Below are 18633 nucleotides of genomic sequence, written 5' to 3' on the forward strand. Positions count from 1 at the left end.
CGTCGGGCCGCGCGGGGTGTCAGTCGGACATGCGGTGCTGCAGGAAGGTGAGGACGAGGCTCGCGTCCCGCAGCAGCGGCGGCGCGGACGGCTGCACCTGCAAGACCCAGGACCGCCACCGGCCCGCCGCGACCGCGATCTGGGCGCCCTGGGCGTCGCGCACTTCGAGGACGCCGGGCCCGCGTCCGTTCCCGGGCCCGGCACGGCCGATCTCGGTGCCGTCGGGCCGCAGCAGCGTGTAGGAGGCGGGCCTCCAGCGGAGCCGCTGGATCACCAGGTGCACCGTGCCCGACGTGTCGATCAGCACGTATTCGGGCTCCAGCCGCCTGCGGACGACATGGTCGACGAGGAGGAACGTCTCCCCGCCGGGGCCCTTCCAGGCCGCGACGCCGGCCGGGTCGATCGCCCTCCCGAAGAACCAGACGGGCATGTGGAGCAGCTTGACCTGCGCCAGCTGGAGGCTTCGCGGCTGGGCCCGCTCGTATCCCGCCGGGGCCTGCGCCTTGGCCAGCGAGACGTAGAGGCCGCCGTCCGGGCGTTTCGCCTTGTGGCGGGTGACGACGAGCCGCATGCCGTCGGACGGCGCGCTCAGCAGCGTGCGGGCCACGGCCCGTCCCGACACGACACGGCGGCCCGTCCATACCGCGCACAGCACCCCGACGGCGCCGAGGAAGATCGCGGGCGTGAAGAGCTGGTACTGGTCGACGACGTTGCCCGCGTAGGGGCCCATCGGCCCGATGTGCAGGGTCACGCGGGTGCCCTTGGGGGTGTCGGTGTCGAGCCCGTAGATGGGGCCCTTGCCCGTCTCGCCGCTCTCGGTGCGCCAGACGGCGTCGCAGCGCTCCACCTTGGCCGTGCGCCTCGATCCGGCGCTGTAGACGCATTCCGTGACGGTGGCGTCGGCCTTCTCACCGGAGGTGTACGTCAACACCATCATGACCGGCCAGAACGCGACCACGCAGGCGGCCACCACCATCGCGGCATAGAACGCGTTTCTCCGCCACACCATGATCAGGCAGCCTAATGGGGCCCCGGAGCCGATAAATGACAATCAGGTGATTCGCTCTTTACCCGGCCGCAAGGGCGGTTGTGGGGACGGGTCTCCCGAGCTCCGGTCATGGCATGCGGCCGAGCTGGAACAATCGGGGCCGTGGGGGAGACACAGGCGGCGCTGCTGGGCCCGGCGGACGTGCGCGAGCTGGCGGAACGGCTCGGCGTCCGGCCGACGAAGACGCTCGGGCAGAACTTCGTCATCGACGCCAACACCGTCCGGCGGATCGTCCGGGCGGCCGGGGTCGGCCCCGATGACGTCGTGATCGAGGTGGGGCCGGGGCTCGGGTCGCTGACGCTGGCGCTGCTGCCGCAGGTGCGGCGGGTCGTCGCCGTGGAGGTCGACGCGGCGCTGGCGGCGGCGCTGCCCGGCACGGTCGAGGCGCGGGCGCCGGAGGTCGCCGGGCGGCTGGAGGTCGTCCACGCCGATGCGATGAAGATCACAAACGTGCCGGGGCCCGCGCCGACGGCGCTCGTCGCGAACCTGCCGTACAACGTGGCGGTGCCGGTCGTCCTGCACCTGCTGGCCGTGCTGCCGTCGCTGCGGACCGCGCTGGTGATGGTGCAGGCCGAGGTCGCCGACCGGATGGTCGCCGCGCCCGGCGGGAAGATCTACGGGGTGCCGTCGGTGAAGCTCGCCTGGTACGGGGACGCGCGCCGGGCCGGGGCGGTCGGGCGCGCGGTGTTCTGGCCCGCGCCGAACGTCGGCTCGGGCCTGGTCGCGTTCACCCGCCGCGAGCCGCCGCCGACCACGGCGACCCGCGAGGAGGTGTTCGCCGTGGTGGACGCCGCGTTCGCGCAGCGCCGCAAGACGCTGCGGGCGGCGCTGGCGGGCTGGGCCGGTTCCGCGGGCGCGGCGGAGGAGGCGCTGCGCGCCGCGGGAGTGGACCCCCGGGCGAGGGGGGAAGCTCTGGACGTGGCCGCCTTCGCCCGTATTGCCGAGTATGGTCCTTCACGCCGGGGAGATCAGCTCCCGACCCCCTAGGGCGCGGTTCGGCCGGGCACGTTCAGCGCAGAGCGTGTTCGCGGCAGGGCAGGTTCAGAGCAGAGCGTGTCCGGGGACGAGCGTGGCCCGGGTACGGGGCGTGGCGGGGAGCCGGGGGCTGTACGGCTCCGCGGGGGACATTGGACAGGACAAGCCGGAGGTCGATGTGAAGGGGCGTTCGCGGACGGCGCGGGCGAGATTGCCGATCGTGGGGACGGCCCTGCTCGCCATCGCGGCCATGGTCGCGACGGTGGCGGCGGGCTGCGGCGGCGGCGCCGGGGCGGCGCCGAAGATCACGACGACGGCGCGGGCGGGCGTGGCGCCGGTGCCGCCGAAGGAGGGCGCGTACTTCGGGGCCTGGGTGCCGCCGGACGGCGAGGGCAAGCCGTCCGCGTCCGGTTCGCCTTCGGAGTCGCCTTCGCCCTCGGAGTCGCCTTCGCCCTTGGAGTCGCCTTCGCCTTCGGGATCAGCGTCCGCGACGCCGACCGCGAAGCCGACCGGAAAGGACGCGGGGAAGCCGGGCATGGCCCCGGTCGCCGGCTTCGAGCAGGCGCTCGGACGGCAGCTCGACATCGTCCAGAGCTACCGGAGCTGGACGGCCGAGTTCCCCGCCGGGCTGGAGAAGTCGGTCACCGAGGGCAACCGCTACCTGCTGCTGACCTGGGGCGGCGCCGACACCAAGAAGATCGTCCAGGGCGAGTACGACGAGCTCGTCCAGCGCCGTGCCCGCGCCGTCAAGGCCCTCGGCAAGCCGGTCTTCCTGCGCTGGTCGCGGGACATGGACAAGGCGGTCAACAAGAAGCGCGTCCACTCGCCTGAGGACTTCGTCGCGGCCTGGAAGCACCTGCGGGCGGTGTTCAAGCAGGAGGGGGTCGACAACGTCGCGTGGGTGTGGTGCCCGACCGCGCGCGGCTTCGGCGGCGGCGACGCCCCCGCGTACTATCCCGGCGACGACCAGGTCGACTGGATCTGCGCCGACGCGCAGCCCGGCACCGACTACGAGTACCGCGACCTGTCGGAGGCCGTGAAGATGTTCCTGCAGTGGTCGCGGGACCGCGAGAAGCCGATCATGATCGCCGAGTTCGGCGTCCCGAAGTCCTACGGCGAGCGGCGTGCCGAATGGCTCAGGGAGGCCGCCAAGACGCTGCAGGACCCGCAGGTCAAGGCCGTCGTCTACTTCAACTCCGACGAGCAGGCGGCCGGCGCCAGGGACAAGCGCCGTGCCTACTCGGTGACGGGCGACAAGCACACCGTCTCGGCCCTCCGCGAACTCGCCACGACCCCCTACTTCAACCCCCGGAACCTGCCCGTGACCAGCGGAGACTGACCTCCGTACGACCCTGCCCCGGATTGCCCGTAGGGTCTTGGACGTGACCGCAGTGAGCGTACGCGTCCCCGCGAAGGTCAACCTGCAGCTCGGTGTGGGACCGATCCGCGACGACGGCTACCACGACCTCGTCAACGTGTTCCACGCCGTGTCGCTCTTCGACGAGGTGACGGCCCGGGACGCGCCCCGGCTGGAGGTGCGCGTCCAGGCCGCCCCGTACTCGCGGGTCGCCGTCGACGACGTCCCGGTCGACGACGACAACCTCGCGGCGAAGGCGGCCAGGCTCGTCGCGGCGCGGCTCGGCGTCGAGCCCGGCGTGGCGATCCGGATCCGCAAGGCCATCCCGGTGGCGGGCGGCATGGCGGGCGGCAGCGCCGACGCGGCCGCCGCGCTGGTCGCCTGCGCCCGGCTCTGGGACGACCGGGAAAGTCCCGCCCTCACCCGCGCGGACCTGGTCGAGCTCGGCGCCGAGCTCGGCAGCGACGTGCCGTTCGCCGTGCTCGGCGGCACCGCGGTCGGGGTCGGCCGCGGTGAGCGGCTCACCCCCGCCCTGACCCGCGGGGTCTTCCACTGGGTGTTCGCGACCGCCGACGGCGGCCTGTCCACCCCCGCCGTCTACGCCGAATGCGACCGGATCCGCGCGGCCAGGGGGGAGTCGGCGGCGCCGCCGATGGTCTCCGAGGAGCTGATGACCGCGCTCGCGACCGGCGACGCCAAGCGGCTCGGTGAGGCGCTCACCAACGATCTCCAGGAGGCGGCGCTGGCGCTGCGGCCGTCGCTCGCCCGCGTCCTGGACGCGGGCAGCGATCTCGGCGCGGTCGGGGCGCTCGTGTCCGGTTCCGGTCCCACATGCGCCTTCCTCGCCGAGACCGACGAGGACGCCGGAGAGATCGCGGAAGCGCTGGACGGAGCGGGTGTGGCCCGGCAGATCCTGCGCGCCCACGGGCCGGTTCCGGGTGCGACGGTGGTGTGACGGCAGGTGTGACAAGGGTGTGACGACGCCGATACCCTGGGGCTTCACAACAAGAAGCTTTCCTAATAAAAAAGGGTAGATGCGCTCGTCACACAAGCGAACTTCTTGCACACGGCAGGCGTCTTGTACCCGTGACACCGATTACCCCGAGCGCTGATCCCTCCGGCGAGGTGGAGCGATGACGTACCTGTCCGGCCTGCTGGCCGTCATGGCGATCGCGATGATGGCGACGCTCGTCCTGCTGGCCGTGCGCCGCGACCGGGACCTGCGCCGCAACGCCCCCGCTTCCGTCGTCGCGGGACGGGCCCGGGCCGCTAGCCTGGAGGCGCACCCCGAAGGCGGATCGACGCCTCCGGCCGCCCTGCGCTGACCCCAAGGACGCCATGACGACCGTCGGACCACTGTTCCTGCTCCTGCTCCTGTTCGTCATGCTGGGGATCGTGGCCGTGGTCGTGGTGGTCATCGTCGCGTCCGCCAACCGCAACAAGGGCCGCCACGGCGGCGGCATGCCGCCCGGCTACGGCCCACCCGGCTACGGCCCCCCACCAGGGCAGGGCCCGCAAGGCCCGCCGCCGCCCGGCACCTGACAGGGGCGCGTCCGGCACGGGGCGTGTCCGGCGGGGGCTCCGGGGGCCAATAGGCTTGGTGGCGTCGTGAATCTGATCAACCTTGAGAACGTCGCCAAGGCCTACGGGCCCGAGCCGCTGCTCGACGCCGTGTCGCTCGGGCTGGACGAGGGCGACCGCGTCGGCGTCGTCGGCCGCAACGGCGGCGGCAAGAGCACCCTGGTGTCCGTCCTCGCGCGGGAGACCGAACCCGACACCGGGCGCGTCACGCACTCGCGCGGCCTGCGGCTCGGCCATCTCGCCCAGCGGGACGAATTCGCCGCGGAGGCCACGGTCCGGTCCGTCGTGCTGGGCGACCGCGCCGAGCACGAGTGGGCGGGCGACGTCCGCGTCCGCGACGTCCTCGGCGGCCTGCTCGCCGATCTCGGCCTGGACGCGCCGCTCGCGGGCATGTCCGGCGGCGAGCGCCGCCGTGTCGCGCTGGCGCGGCTCCTCGTCCCCGAGTCCGACCTGCTGCTGCTCGACGAGCCCACCAACCACCTCGACATCGAGGCCATCGACTGGCTGGCCCGGCACCTGAGGGAACGCAAGTCCGCGCTTCTCGTCGTCACCCACGACCGCTGGTTCCTGGACGAGGTCACCGACCGGACCTGGGAGGTCGTCGACGGAAGCGTCGAGCGCTACGAGGGCGGCTACTCCGCCTACGTCCTCGCCAAGGCCGAACGCGCCCGGATCGCCGCCGCGACCGAGACGAAGCGGCAGAACCTGCTCCGCAAGGAGCTGGCGTGGCTGCGGCGCGGCCCGCAGGCCCGCACGTCCAAGCCGAAGTTCCGGGTGGACGCCGCGCAGGCGCTGATCGCCGACGAGCCGCCGCTGCGCGACTCGGTCGAGCTGACCCGGTTCGCGACCGCGCGGCTCGGCAAGACCGTCTACGACCTGGAGGACGTGACCGTTCAGGTCGGCGGTGCTTCCGGTGACGGCGGCGGCGCCCGCACGATCTTCGATCGGATGACCTGGCGGCTCGGCCCGGGTGACCGCGTCGGGCTGGTCGGCGTCAACGGCAGCGGCAAGTCGACGCTGCTGCGCCTGCTGGACGGCTCGGTGTCGCCGGTGGCCGGGACGGTGGTGCAGGGCAAGACCGTCCAGCTCGCGCATCTGACGCAGAACCTCGAAGACCTGGACCCGTCCCGGCGCGTCCTGGAGGCGGTGGAGGAGATCCGCCGCCGGATCACCGTCGGCAAGCGCGACTGGACCGCGAGCCAGCTTCTCGAACGCCTCGGCTTCCAGCGCGAACGCCAGTGGACGCCCGTCGGCGACCTCTCCGGCGGCGAGCGGCGCCGCCTGCAGCTCCTCCGCCTCCTGATGGGCGAGCCGAACGTCCTCCTCCTGGACGAGCCCACCAACGACCTCGACATCGAGACGCTCACCGAGGTCGAAGACCTCCTGGACGGCTGGCCCGGGACGCTCGTCGTCGTCAGCCACGACCGGTACTTCCTGGAGCGCGTCACCGACCACGTCGTGGCGCTTCTCGGCGACGGGCGCGTGTCGATGCTCCCCGGCGGCGTCGACGAGTACCTGGGCCGCCGCGCCGCGGGCACGGCGCCGAAGCCGTCCCGCCCCGAGGCTCCCGCGGAGAAGGCCGCTCCGGTGAAGGCCGCCGCGCCCAAGCCGAAGGGCGGGCAGGACTGGAAGGCCCGCAAGGAGCTCGACCGGCTCGAACGCCGCCTGGAGAAGCTCGCCGGGCAGGAGGCCGCGCTGCACGAGCAGCTCGCGGCGCACGCCACCGACTACGCCAAGCTCCAGGAACTCGGCGGGCGGCTGAGGGAGATCCAGGCCGAGGCCGCCACGGTCGAGGAGGAATGGCTGATGCTCGCCGAGGACATCGGCTGAGACCCCGGCCCCGGCCGGGACCCCCGGCGGCTATTCGTCGAACGGGATGAGCAGGATGCGGAGCAGGTCGGCGAGGGCGTCGTGCTGGGCGGGGCTGAGGCCGTCGAGGATGACCTTCTCCCGTTCCAGCAGGTCGGCGATGGCCGCGTCCACCCGGGTCATGCCCGCGGCGGTGAGCCGGACCTGGACGCCGCGCTTGTCCTGCGGGTCGGGATGCCGCTCGACGAGCCCGGCCGCCGCGAGCCGGTCGATGCGGTTGGTCATCGTGCCGGAGGTGACCAGCGTGGCCCGCAGCAGCCGCCCCGGGCTGAGCTGGTAGGGGCTGCCCGCGCGGCGCAGCGCCGTGAGGACGTCGAACTCCCACGACTCCAGATCGTGGTCGGCGAACACGCCGCGCCTGGCGCGGTCGAGATGCCGGGCCAGCCGGGACACGCGGCTGAGGACCTGCAGCGGACGGACGTCCAGGTCCGGCCGCTCGGTGCGCCACGCCTCGACGAGCCTGTCCACCTCATCTTGCATGCCGCCACCCTACCTTTATCTTGATATCGAGAGAGGCGGCCGCGGCGGTGTCCACCGGTCGGTGGACACGAGGTTCAGCCGGACGGGCCTCATGCGGAAAGGGTGCCCGCGACGAGCATTTTCGCATGACGAACCCCTCTGTGAAGATGGCCCGGTGGAGCGCCGGGCACCCCTGGCGGGCGATCGCCGGCTGGTTCCTGTTCGTGACGATGTGCCTCGGCATCGGTATCGCGGTCGGAGGGCAGGCCGCGAGCACCGAGGACTTCCGGATCGGCGAGGCGGGCAGGGCCGAGGCGCTGGCCGCCGAGGGCGGTCTCCAGCAGCGGGCCGACGAGCACATCCTGATCACCGCGAAGCCCGGCACGGGCGCGCTGGACGCGCGTGCCGCCGACGCCGCCGCCCGCGACGCCGCCGCCCGCATGAAGCGGCTGCCCGAGGTCGAGTCGGTGTCCGCGCCGATCAGGTCGAAGGACGGGACCGCCGTCCGCGTCGAGATCGCCCTGCGCGGCCCCGAACGCGAAGGCAAGGAACACGTCGATCCGCTGCTCGCGCAGACGGCCGAGGTGCGGGCCGCGCATCCCGGCGTCCGGGTGGAGGAGACCGGCGGGGCGTCCGTCGGCAAGGGCATCGACGAGCTGCGCGGCGAGGACCTGTCGCGCACCGAGATCATCGCGCTGCCCATCACGCTGATCACGCTGCTGGTGGTGTTCGGGTCGGTGTCGCTGGCGGTCGTGCCGATCCTGCTGGCCCTGACCTCGATCGTGGCGGCCGTCGGCCTGTCGATGCTCGCCTCGCACGTCTTCCCGGACGTCGGCGTCGGCGCCAGCATGATCCTCCTGATCGGCATGGCCGTCGGCGTCGACTACACCCTCTTCTACCTCAAGCGGGAAAGGGAGGAGCGGGCCCGGTCCGGCGGGCGGCTCTCATCGCGGGCCATCGTGGAGCTGGCCGCGGCGACGTCAGGGCGCGCCGTGGTGCTGTCGGGCCTCGCGGTCGCGGTCTCCAGCGCCACGCTCTATCTCGCCGACGACGTCATCTTCTCCTCCATCGCCACCTCCGCGATCATCGTCACGCTCGTCGCCGTCGCCAGCTCGCTGACCGTGCTGCCCGCGCTGCTCGTCAAGCTCGGCAGGCGGGCGGAACGGCGCGCCGAGCGCCGCGCCCGCCGCGGCAAGGCGCCCCGGCGGACGAAGGCGAAGGACGGCGGCCGGATCACGACGGCGATGCTGCGTCCCGTCGGCCGTCACCCCGCCGCGACGCTGGCCGTCGGCGTCCTGGTCATGCTCGCCCTGGCCGCGCCGCTGCTGAACCTCAACCTGACCGACATGGGACGCGAGACCCACCCGCGCGCCATCCCGGCGATGCAGACCTTCGACCGGCTGAACGCGGCGTTCCCGGAGCTGAAGGCGGCGCACCGTGTCGTCGTCCGCGGCGACGCGGGCCGGGCGGACGAGGTGACCGCCGCCCTGCGCGCCCTCGCGGACCGCACGGAGAACGACGGGCGCTTCACGGGCACGTCCGAGCTGAGCACCTCGCCGGACGGCCGGACCAGCCTCCTCAAGCTGTCCGTCCCGCACTACGGCAGCACGGACGAGGCGCAGTCGTCGCTGAAGGCCCTCCGCGACGAGTACATTCCCGCCACCGTCGGGAAGACCGGCGCCGAGACCGCCGTCACCGGCGACGTCGCCCGCTACACCGACTACCCCGCGCACCAGGAGAGCAAGCTCCCCATGATCATCGGGTCGCTGCTGCTGGTGACGTTCGCGATGACGGTGTGGGCGTTCCGCTCGGTCGTGCTCGGTCTCGTCGGCGTGCTGCTGACCCTGCTGTCCGCCGGCGCCTCGCTCGGCCTGCTCACCCTCGTCTTCCAGGGGACATGGGCGGAGGGCGCGCTCGACTTCACCTCCACCGGGTCGATCTCCTCCCGCGTCCCGCTGTTCCTGTTCGTGATCCTGTTCGGCCTCTCCATGGACTACCAGGTCTTCGTGATCAGCCGGATCCAGGAGGCCGTGCTGGCGGGCGCGTCCACCCGGGACGCGGTGCTCGGCGGGATCCGCAGCTCCGCGGGCGTCGTCACCAGCGCCGCGTTCGTGATGGTCACCGTGTTCGCCAGCTTCGTGCCCCTGCACATCATGGAGATGAAGCAGATGGGCTTCGCGCTGGCGGTGGCCGTGTTGCTGGACGCCGTCGTCATCCGGATCGTGATCCTGCCGTCGCTGATGCTGCTGCTCGGCGAGCGGGCCTGGTGGCCGTCCCGGCCGTCCCGCTCGTCCGGGCCGTCCCGGCGGGCGGATGACCCGGTGGTCACCGGCCCGTCCATGGAAAACGTAGTCTGACCGCATGGCGCAACGGGCACTGATCCGGTGGTACGCGGGCCTCTGGATGATCCTCGGACTGGTCCCGCAGGCCATGGGCGTGTGGGACCGGCCGGACGACATCAAGTTCACCACGCTGGCGGTACTGGCCGTGCTCGCGCTCACGTATCCGATCACCGGCTCGTCCCCGGGCGGCCCCGCCGCCCGCCGGTACGCCTACCTCGGTGTGCTCATCGCAGGGACCGGCGCCGTCTCCTACCTGATGGACGGCGCCGCCTCCCTGCTGATCGTGACGCTCCCGCACTTCTGGATCTTCGCGGGAAGCCCGCGGCGCGCGGTCGTGCTCAGCGGCGCCGCCACCGCGGCCACGGTCGCCGGGAACATCGTCCAGCAGGCACCGGACGGCAAGGTCCTCACCGGCAACGTGATCGCCACCCTCATCGGCTACGCGGCCGGTTCGCTGTTCGGGCTGTGGATGCACCGGGTGGTCGGGCAGCGCGACGAGCGCGCCCGCCTCCTCGCCGCCGACCTGGAGGCGACGCAGCGGCAGCTCGCCGAGGCGCAGCGCCGACAGGGCGCAGCCGAAGAACGGGAACGGCTCGCCCGGGAGATCCACGACACGCTCGCGCAGGGCTTCGCGTCGATCGTCGTCCTGGCGGAGGCGGCCAGGAACGGGATCGCGGCCGACCCAGAGCGCAGCGCCCAGCAGCTCGTCTCGATCGAGCGGACCGCCCGCGAGAACCTCGCCGAAGCCCGCGTCCTGGTCGCGTCGGGAGCCGGCGCCCCCGCCGCCCCGGCCGGGGCCGCCCCGGCCGGGGCCGCGCCGGCCGGGGCGGCGCCCGCCTCGATCGCCGGGGCGCTGCGCCGCACCCTCGACCGGTTCACCGAGGACACCGGCCTCACCGTCACCGCCGAACTGCCCGAGGTCGACTGCGACCGGACGGCCCGGATCGCGCTGCTGCGCTGCACGCAGGAGTCGCTGGCCAACGTCCGCAAGCACGCCGCCGCGAGCACGGTCGGCGTCGTCCTCGAACGGCACCCGCACGGCATCGAACTGGAGATCACCGACGACGGCCGCGGCTTCCCCGCCGCCGAGGCCCGGACGGCGGGCGAGGCCACCGGATTCGGCCTGGACGGCATGCGCCGCCGCCTCGCCGAACTCGGCGGCGAGCTCACCGTCACCAGCTCGCCCGGCGACGGCACCCGCGTCCTCGCCCTCATCCCCCCGCACCCCGGTTCCGGAGAGAGATGACATGACCGAAGGCAAACTCCGGATCATCGTGGTGGACGACCACACCGTCATGCGCGCGGGCGTCGTCGCGCTGCTGGCCTCGGAACCCACCATCGACATCGTCGGCGAGGCCGGCGACGGGCACGAGGCCGTCGAGCTCGTCGAACGCCTCCGGCCCGACGTGGCGCTCCTCGACCTGCGCATGCCCGTCCTGGACGGCGTCGCCGCCACCGAGCGGATCGCCGCCCGCGGCACCGGGACCCGCGTCCTCGTCCTCACCACCTACGACACCGACGCCGACATCGAGCACGCGATCGAGGCCGGCGCCATCGGCTACCTCCTCAAGGACACGACCCGCGACCAGCTCGTCGACGCGATCCACGCCGCGGCCCGCGGCGAGACCGTCCTCGCGCCCCGCGTCGCGGAGAAGCTGGTCGCCCGGATGCGGCGGCCCGCGCCCGTGACGCTGACCGCGCGGGAGATCGACGTCCTCAACGCCGTCGCGGACGGGCTGTCCAACGCCGACATCGGCCGCCGCCTCGTCATCGCGGAGGCGACCGTCAAGACGCACCTCCTGCGCGTCTTCGCCAAGCTCGACGTCAGCGACCGCACCCACGCCGTCATCGTCGCCCTCGACCGCGGCCTCATCACCCGGCCGGACCCCTGATCGCCGAACCGATCAGCTCCGCCGCCGCGGGCGCCTGCCGGAGGCCCTCCCGGTAGGCGGGCGTCCAGCGCGCCATGTCGCCGACGTCGTCGCCGAACGCCTCCCGCGCCCCCTCGTCCGGGACGATCCGGACATCGGCCCCCGAGCCGCCCGACATCTTGGGGAGCGGCTCGATCAGCACGACCGGGCCCGTGCCCGCCGCGAGATGGGCGTTGGACCCGCCGCCGAACGCGCCGTCCATGTAGCGGCGGCCCCCGATCGTCACCGGCTCGGCGAACCCGGGCGCCGCGCTGCTCGCCGCGACGGCCGCCGTCAGCGGGACGCCGTCGTCGCTCCCGTCCCACACGACCGGCTTGCCCGACGCGACGTCCACGGCCGTGACGAGCAGCCGCGCCCGGCCCGCCCGCCGGCCGGGCCATTCGTCGGTCCCGACGAGGTACTCCATTCCGGCGCGGTGACGCTCCTCGGGCAGCGTGTCGGCCTCCAGCGCGAGCCGTCCGATCCGGCGCCTGACCTCGTCCGGGTCCAGGTCCGGGTCCCCGGTCAGCTCGAACGCCCGGCCCATCACCGAGGCGTCCGACGGCGGCCGTTCCCGGCCCCGCGGCGGCAGCTCCGCCACCGCCGCGAGATCGCGGCCCGTCGCGATCATCGCGCCGGCGATCGCGCCCGCGGACGTCCCGACGATCGGCGTCGCGGCGCCCGGATCCAGGCCCGCGCGGCGCAGCCCGGCGGCGAGGCCCGCCAGCCACGCCGTCCCGACCGGCCCGCCCGGCCCGAGCACCAGCGCCCACCCGCCCGATTCTCTGCTCTGCGTCATGCCGGCGAGCCTAGAAAGCACCCGCCCCCGACCGCATCCGCCAAACGACCGGGGCGGAGCGGCGAGCACGTTGTATCTTGATATCGAGACAAGTGCCGGGACACGTGAGGCGGATTATGAACACGGTGTTGGACCTATGAATACGGTGTGGGACCCCGCTCAGTACGAGGCCTTCGGCGGCGAACGCGCCAGGCCCTTCCGCGAACTCACCGGACGCCTCGACGGCGCCGCCCCAGCCCGCATCGTCGATCTCGGCTGCGGGACGGGGGAGCTCACCGCGACCCTCGCCGCCCGCTGGCCGGGGGCGGTCATCGACGCCCTGGACAGCTCCGCCGAGATGATCGCCGAGGCCAGGCGGCGCGAGATCCCGGGACGGCTGAGCTTCCGCGTCGGCGACGTCGCCGCCTGGCGGCCCGAGGGCCCGGTCGACCTCATCGTCAGCAACGCCGTCCTGCAATGGGTCCCGGAGCACCTCGACCTGCTGCCCCAGTGGGCTGACGCGCTCACGCCAGGCGGTCGGCTCGCCTTCCAGGTCCCCGGCAACTTCGGCGAGCCCAGCCACGTCCTGCTGCGCGAGCTGGCCCGCTCCGACCGGTGGCGCGGCAAGCTCGGCGCGTTCCAGCGGGACGCGCCCGTCCTCGACGCGGCCGGCTACCTCGACCTGCTGACCCGCCACGGCTGCGCGGTCGACGCCTGGGAGACGACCTACATCCAGGTCCTGCACGGCGACGACCCGGTCCTCGAATGGGTCAAGGGCAGCGCGCTGCGGCCCGTCCTGTCCACGCTCGATCCCGGTGAGACGGAGGAGTTCCTGGCCGCCTACCGGGAGCGGCTGCGGCAGGCGTACCCGGCCGCGCCCTACGGCACCGTGTTCCCGTTCCGGCGGATCTTCGTGGTCGCCACGCGGGTCGATTCTTGACCTCAAGATACCGTCTGGTGCATCCTGTCTCTTGATGTCGAGAGACACCTGAGACACCGTGCTCGGGCTCTCGGCGCCCAAGGACGGGGTGCCGCCAAGGCCCTGCCGAGGGACGCGAATCGTTCCCCTGCGGTGTGCCACCTCGGAGGGTCCGGCGGCGTCCGGCGTATCCCGGCCTCGTGACCCGAGGCCGGCGACCCCAACCGGCGGCCGACCGGACGAACTCCGGACGGCCGCCGGTGCCGCCCCGCCGGCCGAAGGAGGCGCGGATGATCAGCGGCGTCCACCACATCCTGCTCGCCGCCCCGCCCGGCAGCGAAGACGCGCTCCGCGCCTTCTACACCGGCGTCCTAGGCCTGGAAGAGACCGCCAAACCGGCCGCGCTCGCCGAACGCGGCGGAGCCTGGTTCCGGGGCGACGGCGTCGAACTGCACCTCGGCATCGAGCGCGGCTTCCGACCCGCCCGCAAGGCCCACCCGGCGCTCCTCGTCCACGACCTGGACGAACTCGCCGCCCGCCTCCGCGCCGCAGGCCACGACGTCACACCCGACGCCCTGTTCCCCGGATACCGCCGGTTCTACGCCGACGACCCCGTAGGCAACCGCCTCGAATTCATGCAACCGGACCGCTGATCACGCGGACGGGTCGGCGATCTCCGGATCGCGGCGCCCCCTGCGCTGCGCCCTCCCCGCCTTCGCCGCGGCCTTTTCCTCCCGGGCGGCGGCCTTCTCCTCCGCCTTCTCCGCCTTCGCGGCCGCCTTCTCCGCACGCTTCTCCGCGCGCTCCAGCTCCTTGCGCCGCTGGCGCGGATCGAGCGACGGCTTCGGCTCCAGCCCCGAAAGACCGTTCCAGGCGAGGTTCACCACGTGCGCGGCCACGTCCTCACGGCGCGGCTTGCGGACGTCCAGCCACCACTGGCCCGTCAGCGCCACCATGCCGACCAGGCTCTGGGCGTACAGCGACGCGAACTTGTCGTCGTAGCCGTGCCGGTCGAACTCCTGCGCGAGGATGTACTCCACCTCGCCGGCGATCTCGCTCAGCAGGCTCGCGTAGCTGCCGGTACCGGTGCCGCCGTGCGAGTCGCGGACGAGGATCCGGAAGCCGTCGGGGTGCTCCTCGATGTACTCCAGCAGCGCCAGCGCGGCCTTCTCCAGCTTGCCGCGGTAGTGGGCCGCCGAGTTCAGCGCCTCCGTGACGAGCCGCAGCAGCCGCTCGAACTCCCGGTCGACGACGACCGCGTACAGGCCCTCCTTGCCGCCGAAGTGCTCGTACACCACGGGCTTGGACACGCCGGCCGCGGAAGCGATCTCCTCCACCGACGTGCCGTCCAGCCCGCGCGCGGCGAACAGCGTCCGCCCGATGTTGAGGAGCTGCTCGCGGCGTTCCTTGCCCGTCATCCGCTTTCTGCGGGTCCGGGGAGCGGGATCTGTCACGGGATCAATTGTGGCGCTCACCCCGCCCGCTTGGTGCGCTTCGCGGCCAGCCGCTCATCGTTCGGCCACCGGACGTCATAGGCCCAGCCTGCCTTCTCGAACAGCCAGATGATCCGCGCGCTGATGTCGACCTGCCCCTTCAGCACCCCGTGCCGCGCGCACGTCGGATCCGAATGGTGCAGGTTGTGCCACGACTCGCCCAGCGAGGGGATCGCGAGCCACCACACGTTCCGTGACTTGTCGCGGACCTCGAAGTCCTCCTTGCCGAAGGTGTGGCAGATCGAGTTGATCGACCACGTGACATGGTGGACGAGCGTGATCCGGACGAACCCCGCCCAGAACAGCGCGGTCAGGAACCCGGCCCACGACATCGAGACCATGCCGCCGATCAGCGCCGGAAGCAGGAACGACACCGCCACCAGCCCGGGGAAGGCCAGATGGATGCGCCTGATGTCGGAGTCGTTCAGCAGGTCCTTGGCGAACCGGCGCTTGGACGTCCGGTCGCCGCCGAACAGCCACCCGTAGTGCGCCCACGCCAGCCCCTTCGTCAGCGCCTTCCAGTCGTTGCCGAAGCGCCAGGGCGAGTGCGGGTCCATCTCCTTGTCCGAGTGCTTGTGGTGCCGCCGGTGGTCGGCGACCCACATGATGACGGGCCCCTCGATCGCCAGGCTCCCCGCGATCGCCAGGAAGACCTTCAGTGGCCGCTTGGCCCGGAACGACCCGTGCGTGAAGTGCCGGTGGTACCCGACCGTGACCCCGCCCGCGGACAGGACGTAGAACACGGCCATGAGGATGATGTCCGTCCAGCCGAGGAACCTGCCCCAGGCCAGCGGAATCGCCGCGAACAGGGCCAGGAACGGGACCCCCGTGAACACGGCGACCAGCACCCGTTCGGCGTTCCCCTGGGGCACGGGCTCGGTCTCCGGAAGCCCCTGACGGCGAGGAGGACCCACGGCCGGCGCTGTCGTCATTGCGTCACCACTCCCTGTGATTGGCACTCCCTAGTGACTGGCGGGCTTACCTACGCCAACGTAACCTACGGAACCGTAGGTTGACACCGACGAACAGTAAATTCAGCAGGAAACTGCCCCAACAGCCACAAAACACTCTTCCCCCACCACCGCCGGCCCGGGGCGGAAGAATGGCGGGATGGCCCTCACCCTGGACGAACGCGCGACGCTCGCCGAAGGTTCGCTGGCCGGTCTCTCTGTGGGCGACGCTTTCGGAGATCAGTTCTTTCTCCTCTCCAACCGGGACGTCTCCCCGGAGACCGGCGTGCCGCCCGCCCCCTGGCCGTGGTCCGATGACACGGAGATGGCCTGCTCCGTCCTGGACGTCCTGCGCAGGTTCGGGCAGGTCGATCAGGACGCGCTGGCGGAGTCGTTCGCCACGCGGATGGACGTCGGCCGCGGGTACGGCGCCGGCGCGTATGAACTGCTCACCAAGGTCCAGGGCGGTACGTCCTGGCGCGTGGCGTCCCGGGAACTCTTCAGCGGGCGGGGCTCCTACGGCAACGGAGCCGCGATGCGCGTCGCACCGCTCGGTGCCTACTTCAGCGATGATCCGGCGCGGGCGGCGGAGCAGGCCGCCCTGTCCGCGGAAGTGACGCACTCCCATGCCGAGGGCATCGCAGGCGCCGTCGCGGTGGCGGCTGCGGCGGCCTACGTCGCGTCCCGGCGAGGACGGTCCGTCGCGCCCGAGGCGGTGATCGAGGCGGCCCTGGAGTGGACGACCACAGGGGAGTACGTGCGGCGGGGGATGCGCCGTGCGCTCCGGCTGCTCGGAAAGTCACCTCAGGAGGCGGCCCACGAACTGGGGAACGGGAGCCGGATCTCTGCGCAGGACACCGTCCCGTACGCGCTGTGGGCGGCCGCCACCCGGCTGACCGATTTCGAGGCGGCCGTCCGGGCCTGCGCCATGGTCGGCGGTGACATGGACACCACGGCAGCCATGGTCGGCGGCATCGTCGCCGCGCATCTGGGGCCCGCGGCCGTCCCCGCCTCCTGGACGGCGGCCCGCGAACCCCTTCCCGGCTGGCTCGCCTGAGGGGCCGGGCAAGGTCGCCCGCACCGTCCGGCGTGGGGCCGGTAATGGGTGTGGGCGCCGACCCTCCGACCGGTATCGTTGGACCGGCAGGTGATCTCCGGCGGGGAAATGTCCCGTTTGATCCGGCGTGGTGTAATTGGCAGCACCTGGGTTTTTGGTACCCATAGTTCAGGTTCGAGTCCTGGCGCCGGAGCTGTTGGGGAACGTCCAGGTTGTGCCGTCGCTGGTGCCTGGATCGTGCCACGGGTGGTGCCGTGGGTGGGCGGCGGGATGACAGGGGCGGGGTGGGCGGTATCCTGCCCGTGTCGGGTGCGTCCGGCCTGGTGGACAGGGATGTCGCGGGTGGGCGTGCGCGGCGAACCGAATCCCGTCCGCGATGCCGAGGAGCCTCCTTGTGAGTGCTGCGAGCCGACCGGCCGCCGTCATCGTTCTCGCCGCGGGCGAGGGCACCAGGATGAAGTCCCGTACCTCGAAGGTCCTGCACGAGCTGTGCGGGCGGAGCATGCTCGGCCATGTGCTGGCGGCCGCCCGCGAGCTGGAGCCCGAGCGGCTCGTCGTGGTCGTCGGGCACCGGCGCGAGCAGGTCGTCGAGCATCTCGCCGCGGCCGCCCCGGACGCCGAAACGGCCGTCCAGGAGCAGCGGAACGGGACGGGGCACGCCGTCCGGATGGCGCTGGAGCAGACCGGCGCCCTCGACGGGACCGTCGTGGTCCTGAACGGCGACGTCCCGCTGCTGCGGGGCGAGACCCTCACCGCGCTCGTCCGGACCCACGAGGACGAGCGCAACGCGGCGACCGTCCTGACCACCGAGATGCCCGACGCGACCGGCTACGGGCGCATGGTCCGGGCGGCGGACGGCAGCGTCGAGGCGATCGTCGAGCACAAGGACGCGACCGCGGCGCAGCGCGCCATCAACGAGATCAACGTCGGCATGTACGCCTTCGACGGCGCCCGGCTCGCGGACGCCCTCAAGCGCGTCACCACCGACAACGCCAAAGGCGAGGAGTACCTCACCGACGTCGTCGCGATCGTGCGCGGGGACGGCCACCGCGCCGGCGCGCACCTGGCCGCCGACTGGGTCGAGACGCAGGGCGTGAACGACAAGGTCCAGCTCGCGCAGGCGCGCAGGCAGCTGAACGACCGGATCCTCGAAGCGCACATGCGGGCGGGCGTCACCATCGTCGACCCCGCCACGACCTGGATCGACGTGCAGGTGACCGCCGAGCGGGACGCGGAGGTCCACCCGGGCACGCAGCTGCACGGCCGGACGCACCTGGGCGAGGGCGCCCGCGTCGGGCCCGGCTGCACGCTCACCGACACCCGGGTCGGGGAGGGCGCGACCGTGATCAACACGGTGGGCGTCGAGGCCGAGATCGGCCCGGAGGCGACGGTCGGGCCGTACGCCTACCTGCGGCCGGGGACGCGGCTGGCCCGCAAGGGCAAGATCGGCACCTTCGTCGAGACGAAGAACGCCGACATCGGCGAGGGCAGCAAGGTCCCGCACCTGACCTACGTCGGCGACGCGGAGATCGGCGAGCACTCCAACATCGGCGCGAGCTCGGTGTTCGTGAACTACGACGGCGTGCGCAAGCACCGCAGCGTCATCGGGTCCCATGTGAAGACGGGCAGCGACAACATGTTCGTCGCGCCGGTGACGGTGGGCGACGGTGCCTACACGGCCGCCGGTTCGGTGATCGTCCAGGACGTTCCGGCGGGGGCGATGGCGGTCGCGCGGGCGCGGCAGCGCAACGTCGAGGGCTGGGTCGAGCGGAAGCGCGCGGGCACGCCCGCCGCGGAGGCCGCCCGCCGGGCCCGTGAGGCGGACGAGGCCCAAGAGGCTCATGAGGAGGACGCGCCGTAACCTCGGCGCGTCCGGCGAAGACTGCCCCGCCCCA

General features: G+C 72.6%; 19 protein-coding genes and 1 tRNA gene. 14 read left to right on the plus strand and 6 right to left on the minus strand.

Going from position 1 to position 18633, the window contains the following annotated elements; genetic code table 11:
* Nucleotides 1-19: 19 nt before the first annotated feature.
* Nucleotides 20-1009 carry a hypothetical protein gene (locus tag ACH34S_RS29950; protein WP_395956178.1) on the minus strand — a complete coding sequence of 330 codons (990 nt, stop codon included), beginning with the start codon at nt 1007-1009 and terminating at the stop codon, nt 20-22.
* Nucleotides 1010-1150: 141 nt separating this feature from the next.
* On the opposite strand from ACH34S_RS29950, the gene rsmA reads away from it, so the two are divergent.
* On the plus strand, nt 1151-2035 hold the full coding sequence (rsmA, locus tag ACH34S_RS29955) for a 16S rRNA (adenine(1518)-N(6)/adenine(1519)-N(6))-dimethyltransferase RsmA (RefSeq protein ID WP_395956179.1): 885 nt from the start codon (nt 1151-1153) through the stop codon (nt 2033-2035).
* A gap of 54 nt (nt 2036-2089) precedes the next feature.
* On the opposite strand, the gene ACH34S_RS29960 is transcribed toward rsmA, so the two are convergent.
* The gene (locus tag ACH34S_RS29960) at nt 2090-2560 is read right to left on the minus strand and encodes a hypothetical protein (RefSeq protein WP_395956180.1); all 471 of its coding nucleotides are present in this window, start codon (nt 2558-2560) and stop codon (nt 2090-2092) included.
* Between ACH34S_RS29960 and ACH34S_RS29965 the strand changes: the two genes are divergently transcribed.
* The 5 genes from ACH34S_RS29965 (at nt 2559) to ACH34S_RS29985 (ending at nt 6791) form a co-directional block, all read left to right on the plus strand.
* Nucleotides 2559-3362, plus strand: coding sequence for a glycoside hydrolase family 26 protein (locus ACH34S_RS29965; RefSeq protein WP_395956181.1), 804 nt, complete (start codon nt 2559-2561; stop codon nt 3360-3362). The two genes, ACH34S_RS29960 and ACH34S_RS29965, sit on opposite strands and share 2 nt — an antisense overlap.
* Nucleotides 3363-3414: 52 nt before the next feature.
* Nucleotides 3415-4335 (plus strand): 4-(cytidine 5'-diphospho)-2-C-methyl-D-erythritol kinase, encoded by a 921-nt coding sequence (locus tag ACH34S_RS29970; RefSeq protein ID WP_395956241.1) that lies wholly within the window; start codon nt 3415-3417, stop codon nt 4333-4335.
* A 178-nt stretch (nt 4336-4513) separates the two neighbouring features.
* Nucleotides 4514-4705, plus strand: coding sequence for a hypothetical protein (locus ACH34S_RS29975; RefSeq protein WP_395956182.1), 192 nt, complete (start codon nt 4514-4516; stop codon nt 4703-4705).
* 13 nt (nt 4706-4718) lie between these two features.
* Nucleotides 4719-4922, plus strand: a complete 204-nt coding sequence (locus ACH34S_RS29980; RefSeq protein ID WP_395956183.1) for a hypothetical protein — start codon at nt 4719-4721, stop codon at nt 4920-4922.
* A gap of 66 nt (nt 4923-4988) precedes the next feature.
* A complete protein-coding gene (locus tag ACH34S_RS29985) occupies nt 4989-6791 on the plus strand; it encodes an ABC-F family ATP-binding cassette domain-containing protein (RefSeq protein ID WP_395956184.1) in 1803 nt (600 codons plus the stop codon).
* A gap of 30 nt (nt 6792-6821) precedes the next feature.
* Here the strand turns inward: ACH34S_RS29985 and ACH34S_RS29990 are convergent, their stop codons facing one another.
* A complete protein-coding gene (locus ACH34S_RS29990) occupies nt 6822-7310 on the minus strand; it encodes a MarR family winged helix-turn-helix transcriptional regulator (RefSeq protein ID WP_395956185.1) in 489 nt (162 codons plus the stop codon).
* 125 nt (nt 7311-7435) lie between these two features.
* Between ACH34S_RS29990 and ACH34S_RS29995 the strand changes: the two genes are divergently transcribed.
* From ACH34S_RS29995 to ACH34S_RS30005, 3 genes are read left to right on the plus strand one after another with little or no spacing between them, the layout of a single operon-like run.
* Nucleotides 7436-9646 carry an MMPL family transporter gene (locus ACH34S_RS29995; protein ID WP_395956186.1) on the plus strand — a complete coding sequence of 737 codons (2211 nt, stop codon included), beginning with the start codon at nt 7436-7438 and terminating at the stop codon, nt 9644-9646.
* 4 nt (nt 9647-9650) lie between these two features.
* A complete protein-coding gene (locus ACH34S_RS30000; RefSeq protein ID WP_395956187.1) occupies nt 9651-10877 on the plus strand; it encodes a sensor histidine kinase in 1227 nt (408 codons plus the stop codon).
* 1 nt (nt 10878) lies between these two features.
* A complete protein-coding gene (locus tag ACH34S_RS30005; protein WP_395956189.1) occupies nt 10879-11523 on the plus strand; it encodes a response regulator in 645 nt (214 codons plus the stop codon).
* Here the strand turns inward: ACH34S_RS30005 and ACH34S_RS30010 are convergent.
* Nucleotides 11504-12340 carry a patatin-like phospholipase family protein gene (locus ACH34S_RS30010; RefSeq protein ID WP_395956190.1) on the minus strand — a complete coding sequence of 279 codons (837 nt, stop codon included), beginning with the start codon at nt 12338-12340 and terminating at the stop codon, nt 11504-11506. The two genes, ACH34S_RS30005 and ACH34S_RS30010, sit on opposite strands and share 20 nt — an antisense overlap.
* 136 nt (nt 12341-12476) lie before the next feature.
* Here ACH34S_RS30010 and ACH34S_RS30015 point away from each other — a divergent pair, with 136 nt between their 5' ends.
* Entirely contained in the window at nt 12477-13259 is a 783-nt protein-coding gene (locus tag ACH34S_RS30015) for a trans-aconitate 2-methyltransferase (RefSeq protein WP_395956191.1), read from the plus strand.
* A 269-nt stretch (nt 13260-13528) separates the two neighbouring features.
* Nucleotides 13529-13891 (plus strand): VOC family protein, encoded by a 363-nt coding sequence (locus ACH34S_RS30020; RefSeq protein ID WP_395956192.1) that lies wholly within the window; start codon nt 13529-13531, stop codon nt 13889-13891.
* Here the strand turns inward: ACH34S_RS30020 and ACH34S_RS30025 are convergent, their stop codons facing one another.
* The gene (locus tag ACH34S_RS30025) at nt 13892-14692 is read right to left on the minus strand and encodes a TetR/AcrR family transcriptional regulator (protein WP_395956193.1); all 801 of its coding nucleotides are present in this window, start codon (nt 14690-14692) and stop codon (nt 13892-13894) included.
* 17 nt (nt 14693-14709) lie between these two features.
* Entirely contained in the window at nt 14710-15663 is a 954-nt protein-coding gene (locus ACH34S_RS30030; RefSeq protein ID WP_395956194.1) for an acyl-CoA desaturase, read from the minus strand.
* Nucleotides 15664-15841: 178 nt separating this feature from the next.
* Here ACH34S_RS30030 and ACH34S_RS30035 point away from each other — a divergent pair, with 178 nt between their 5' ends.
* From ACH34S_RS30035 to glmU, 3 genes are all read left to right on the plus strand, one after another.
* A complete protein-coding gene (locus ACH34S_RS30035; RefSeq protein ID WP_395956195.1) occupies nt 15842-16738 on the plus strand; it encodes an ADP-ribosylglycohydrolase family protein in 897 nt (298 codons plus the stop codon).
* A 121-nt stretch (nt 16739-16859) separates the two neighbouring features.
* Nucleotides 16860-16931: transfer RNA gene (locus ACH34S_RS30040), tRNA-Gln, on the plus strand.
* Nucleotides 16932-17132: 201 nt separating this feature from the next.
* Nucleotides 17133-18599: a bifunctional UDP-N-acetylglucosamine diphosphorylase/glucosamine-1-phosphate N-acetyltransferase GlmU gene (glmU, locus tag ACH34S_RS30045; RefSeq protein WP_395956196.1), complete on the plus strand. Its 1467-nt coding sequence runs from the start codon at nt 17133-17135 to the stop codon at nt 18597-18599.
* Nucleotides 18600-18633 lie beyond the last annotated feature (34 nt).

The sequence above is a fragment of the Actinomadura sp. 3N508 genome (assembly GCF_044326375.1).
In the GTDB taxonomy this organism is placed as follows: domain Bacteria; phylum Actinomycetota; class Actinomycetes; order Streptosporangiales; family Streptosporangiaceae; genus Spirillospora.

Coding starts and splice junctions, on each gene's coding strand:
- ACH34S_RS30020 (WP_395956192.1), top strand. CDS start 13,529: ATGATCAGCGGCGTCCACCACATCCTGCTCGCCGCCCCGCCCGGCAGC.
- ACH34S_RS30005 (WP_395956189.1), top strand. CDS start 10,879: ATGACCGAAGGCAAACTCCGGATCATCGTGGTGGACGACCACACCGTC.
- ACH34S_RS30015 (WP_395956191.1), top strand. CDS start 12,477: ATGAATACGGTGTGGGACCCCGCTCAGTACGAGGCCTTCGGCGGCGAA.
- ACH34S_RS29965 (WP_395956181.1), top strand. CDS start 2,559: ATGGCCCCGGTCGCCGGCTTCGAGCAGGCGCTCGGACGGCAGCTCGAC.
- ACH34S_RS29960 (WP_395956180.1), bottom strand. CDS start 2,560: ATGCCCGGCTTCCCCGCGTCCTTTCCGGTCGGCTTCGCGGTCGGCGTC.
- ACH34S_RS30000 (WP_395956187.1), top strand. CDS start 9,651: ATGGCGCAACGGGCACTGATCCGGTGGTACGCGGGCCTCTGGATGATC.
- ACH34S_RS30035 (WP_395956195.1), top strand. CDS start 15,842: ATGGCCCTCACCCTGGACGAACGCGCGACGCTCGCCGAAGGTTCGCTG.
- ACH34S_RS29975 (WP_395956182.1), top strand. CDS start 4,514: ATGACGTACCTGTCCGGCCTGCTGGCCGTCATGGCGATCGCGATGATG.
- ACH34S_RS29990 (WP_395956185.1), bottom strand. CDS start 7,310: ATGCAAGATGAGGTGGACAGGCTCGTCGAGGCGTGGCGCACCGAGCGG.
- ACH34S_RS29980 (WP_395956183.1), top strand. CDS start 4,719: ATGACGACCGTCGGACCACTGTTCCTGCTCCTGCTCCTGTTCGTCATG.
- ACH34S_RS29950 (WP_395956178.1), bottom strand. CDS start 1,009: ATGGTGTGGCGGAGAAACGCGTTCTATGCCGCGATGGTGGTGGCCGCC.
- ACH34S_RS30030 (WP_395956194.1), bottom strand. CDS start 15,663: ATGACGACAGCGCCGGCCGTGGGTCCTCCTCGCCGTCAGGGGCTTCCG.
- ACH34S_RS30010 (WP_395956190.1), bottom strand. CDS start 12,340: ATGACGCAGAGCAGAGAATCGGGCGGGTGGGCGCTGGTGCTCGGGCCG.
- ACH34S_RS29995 (WP_395956186.1), top strand. CDS start 7,436: ATGACGAACCCCTCTGTGAAGATGGCCCGGTGGAGCGCCGGGCACCCC.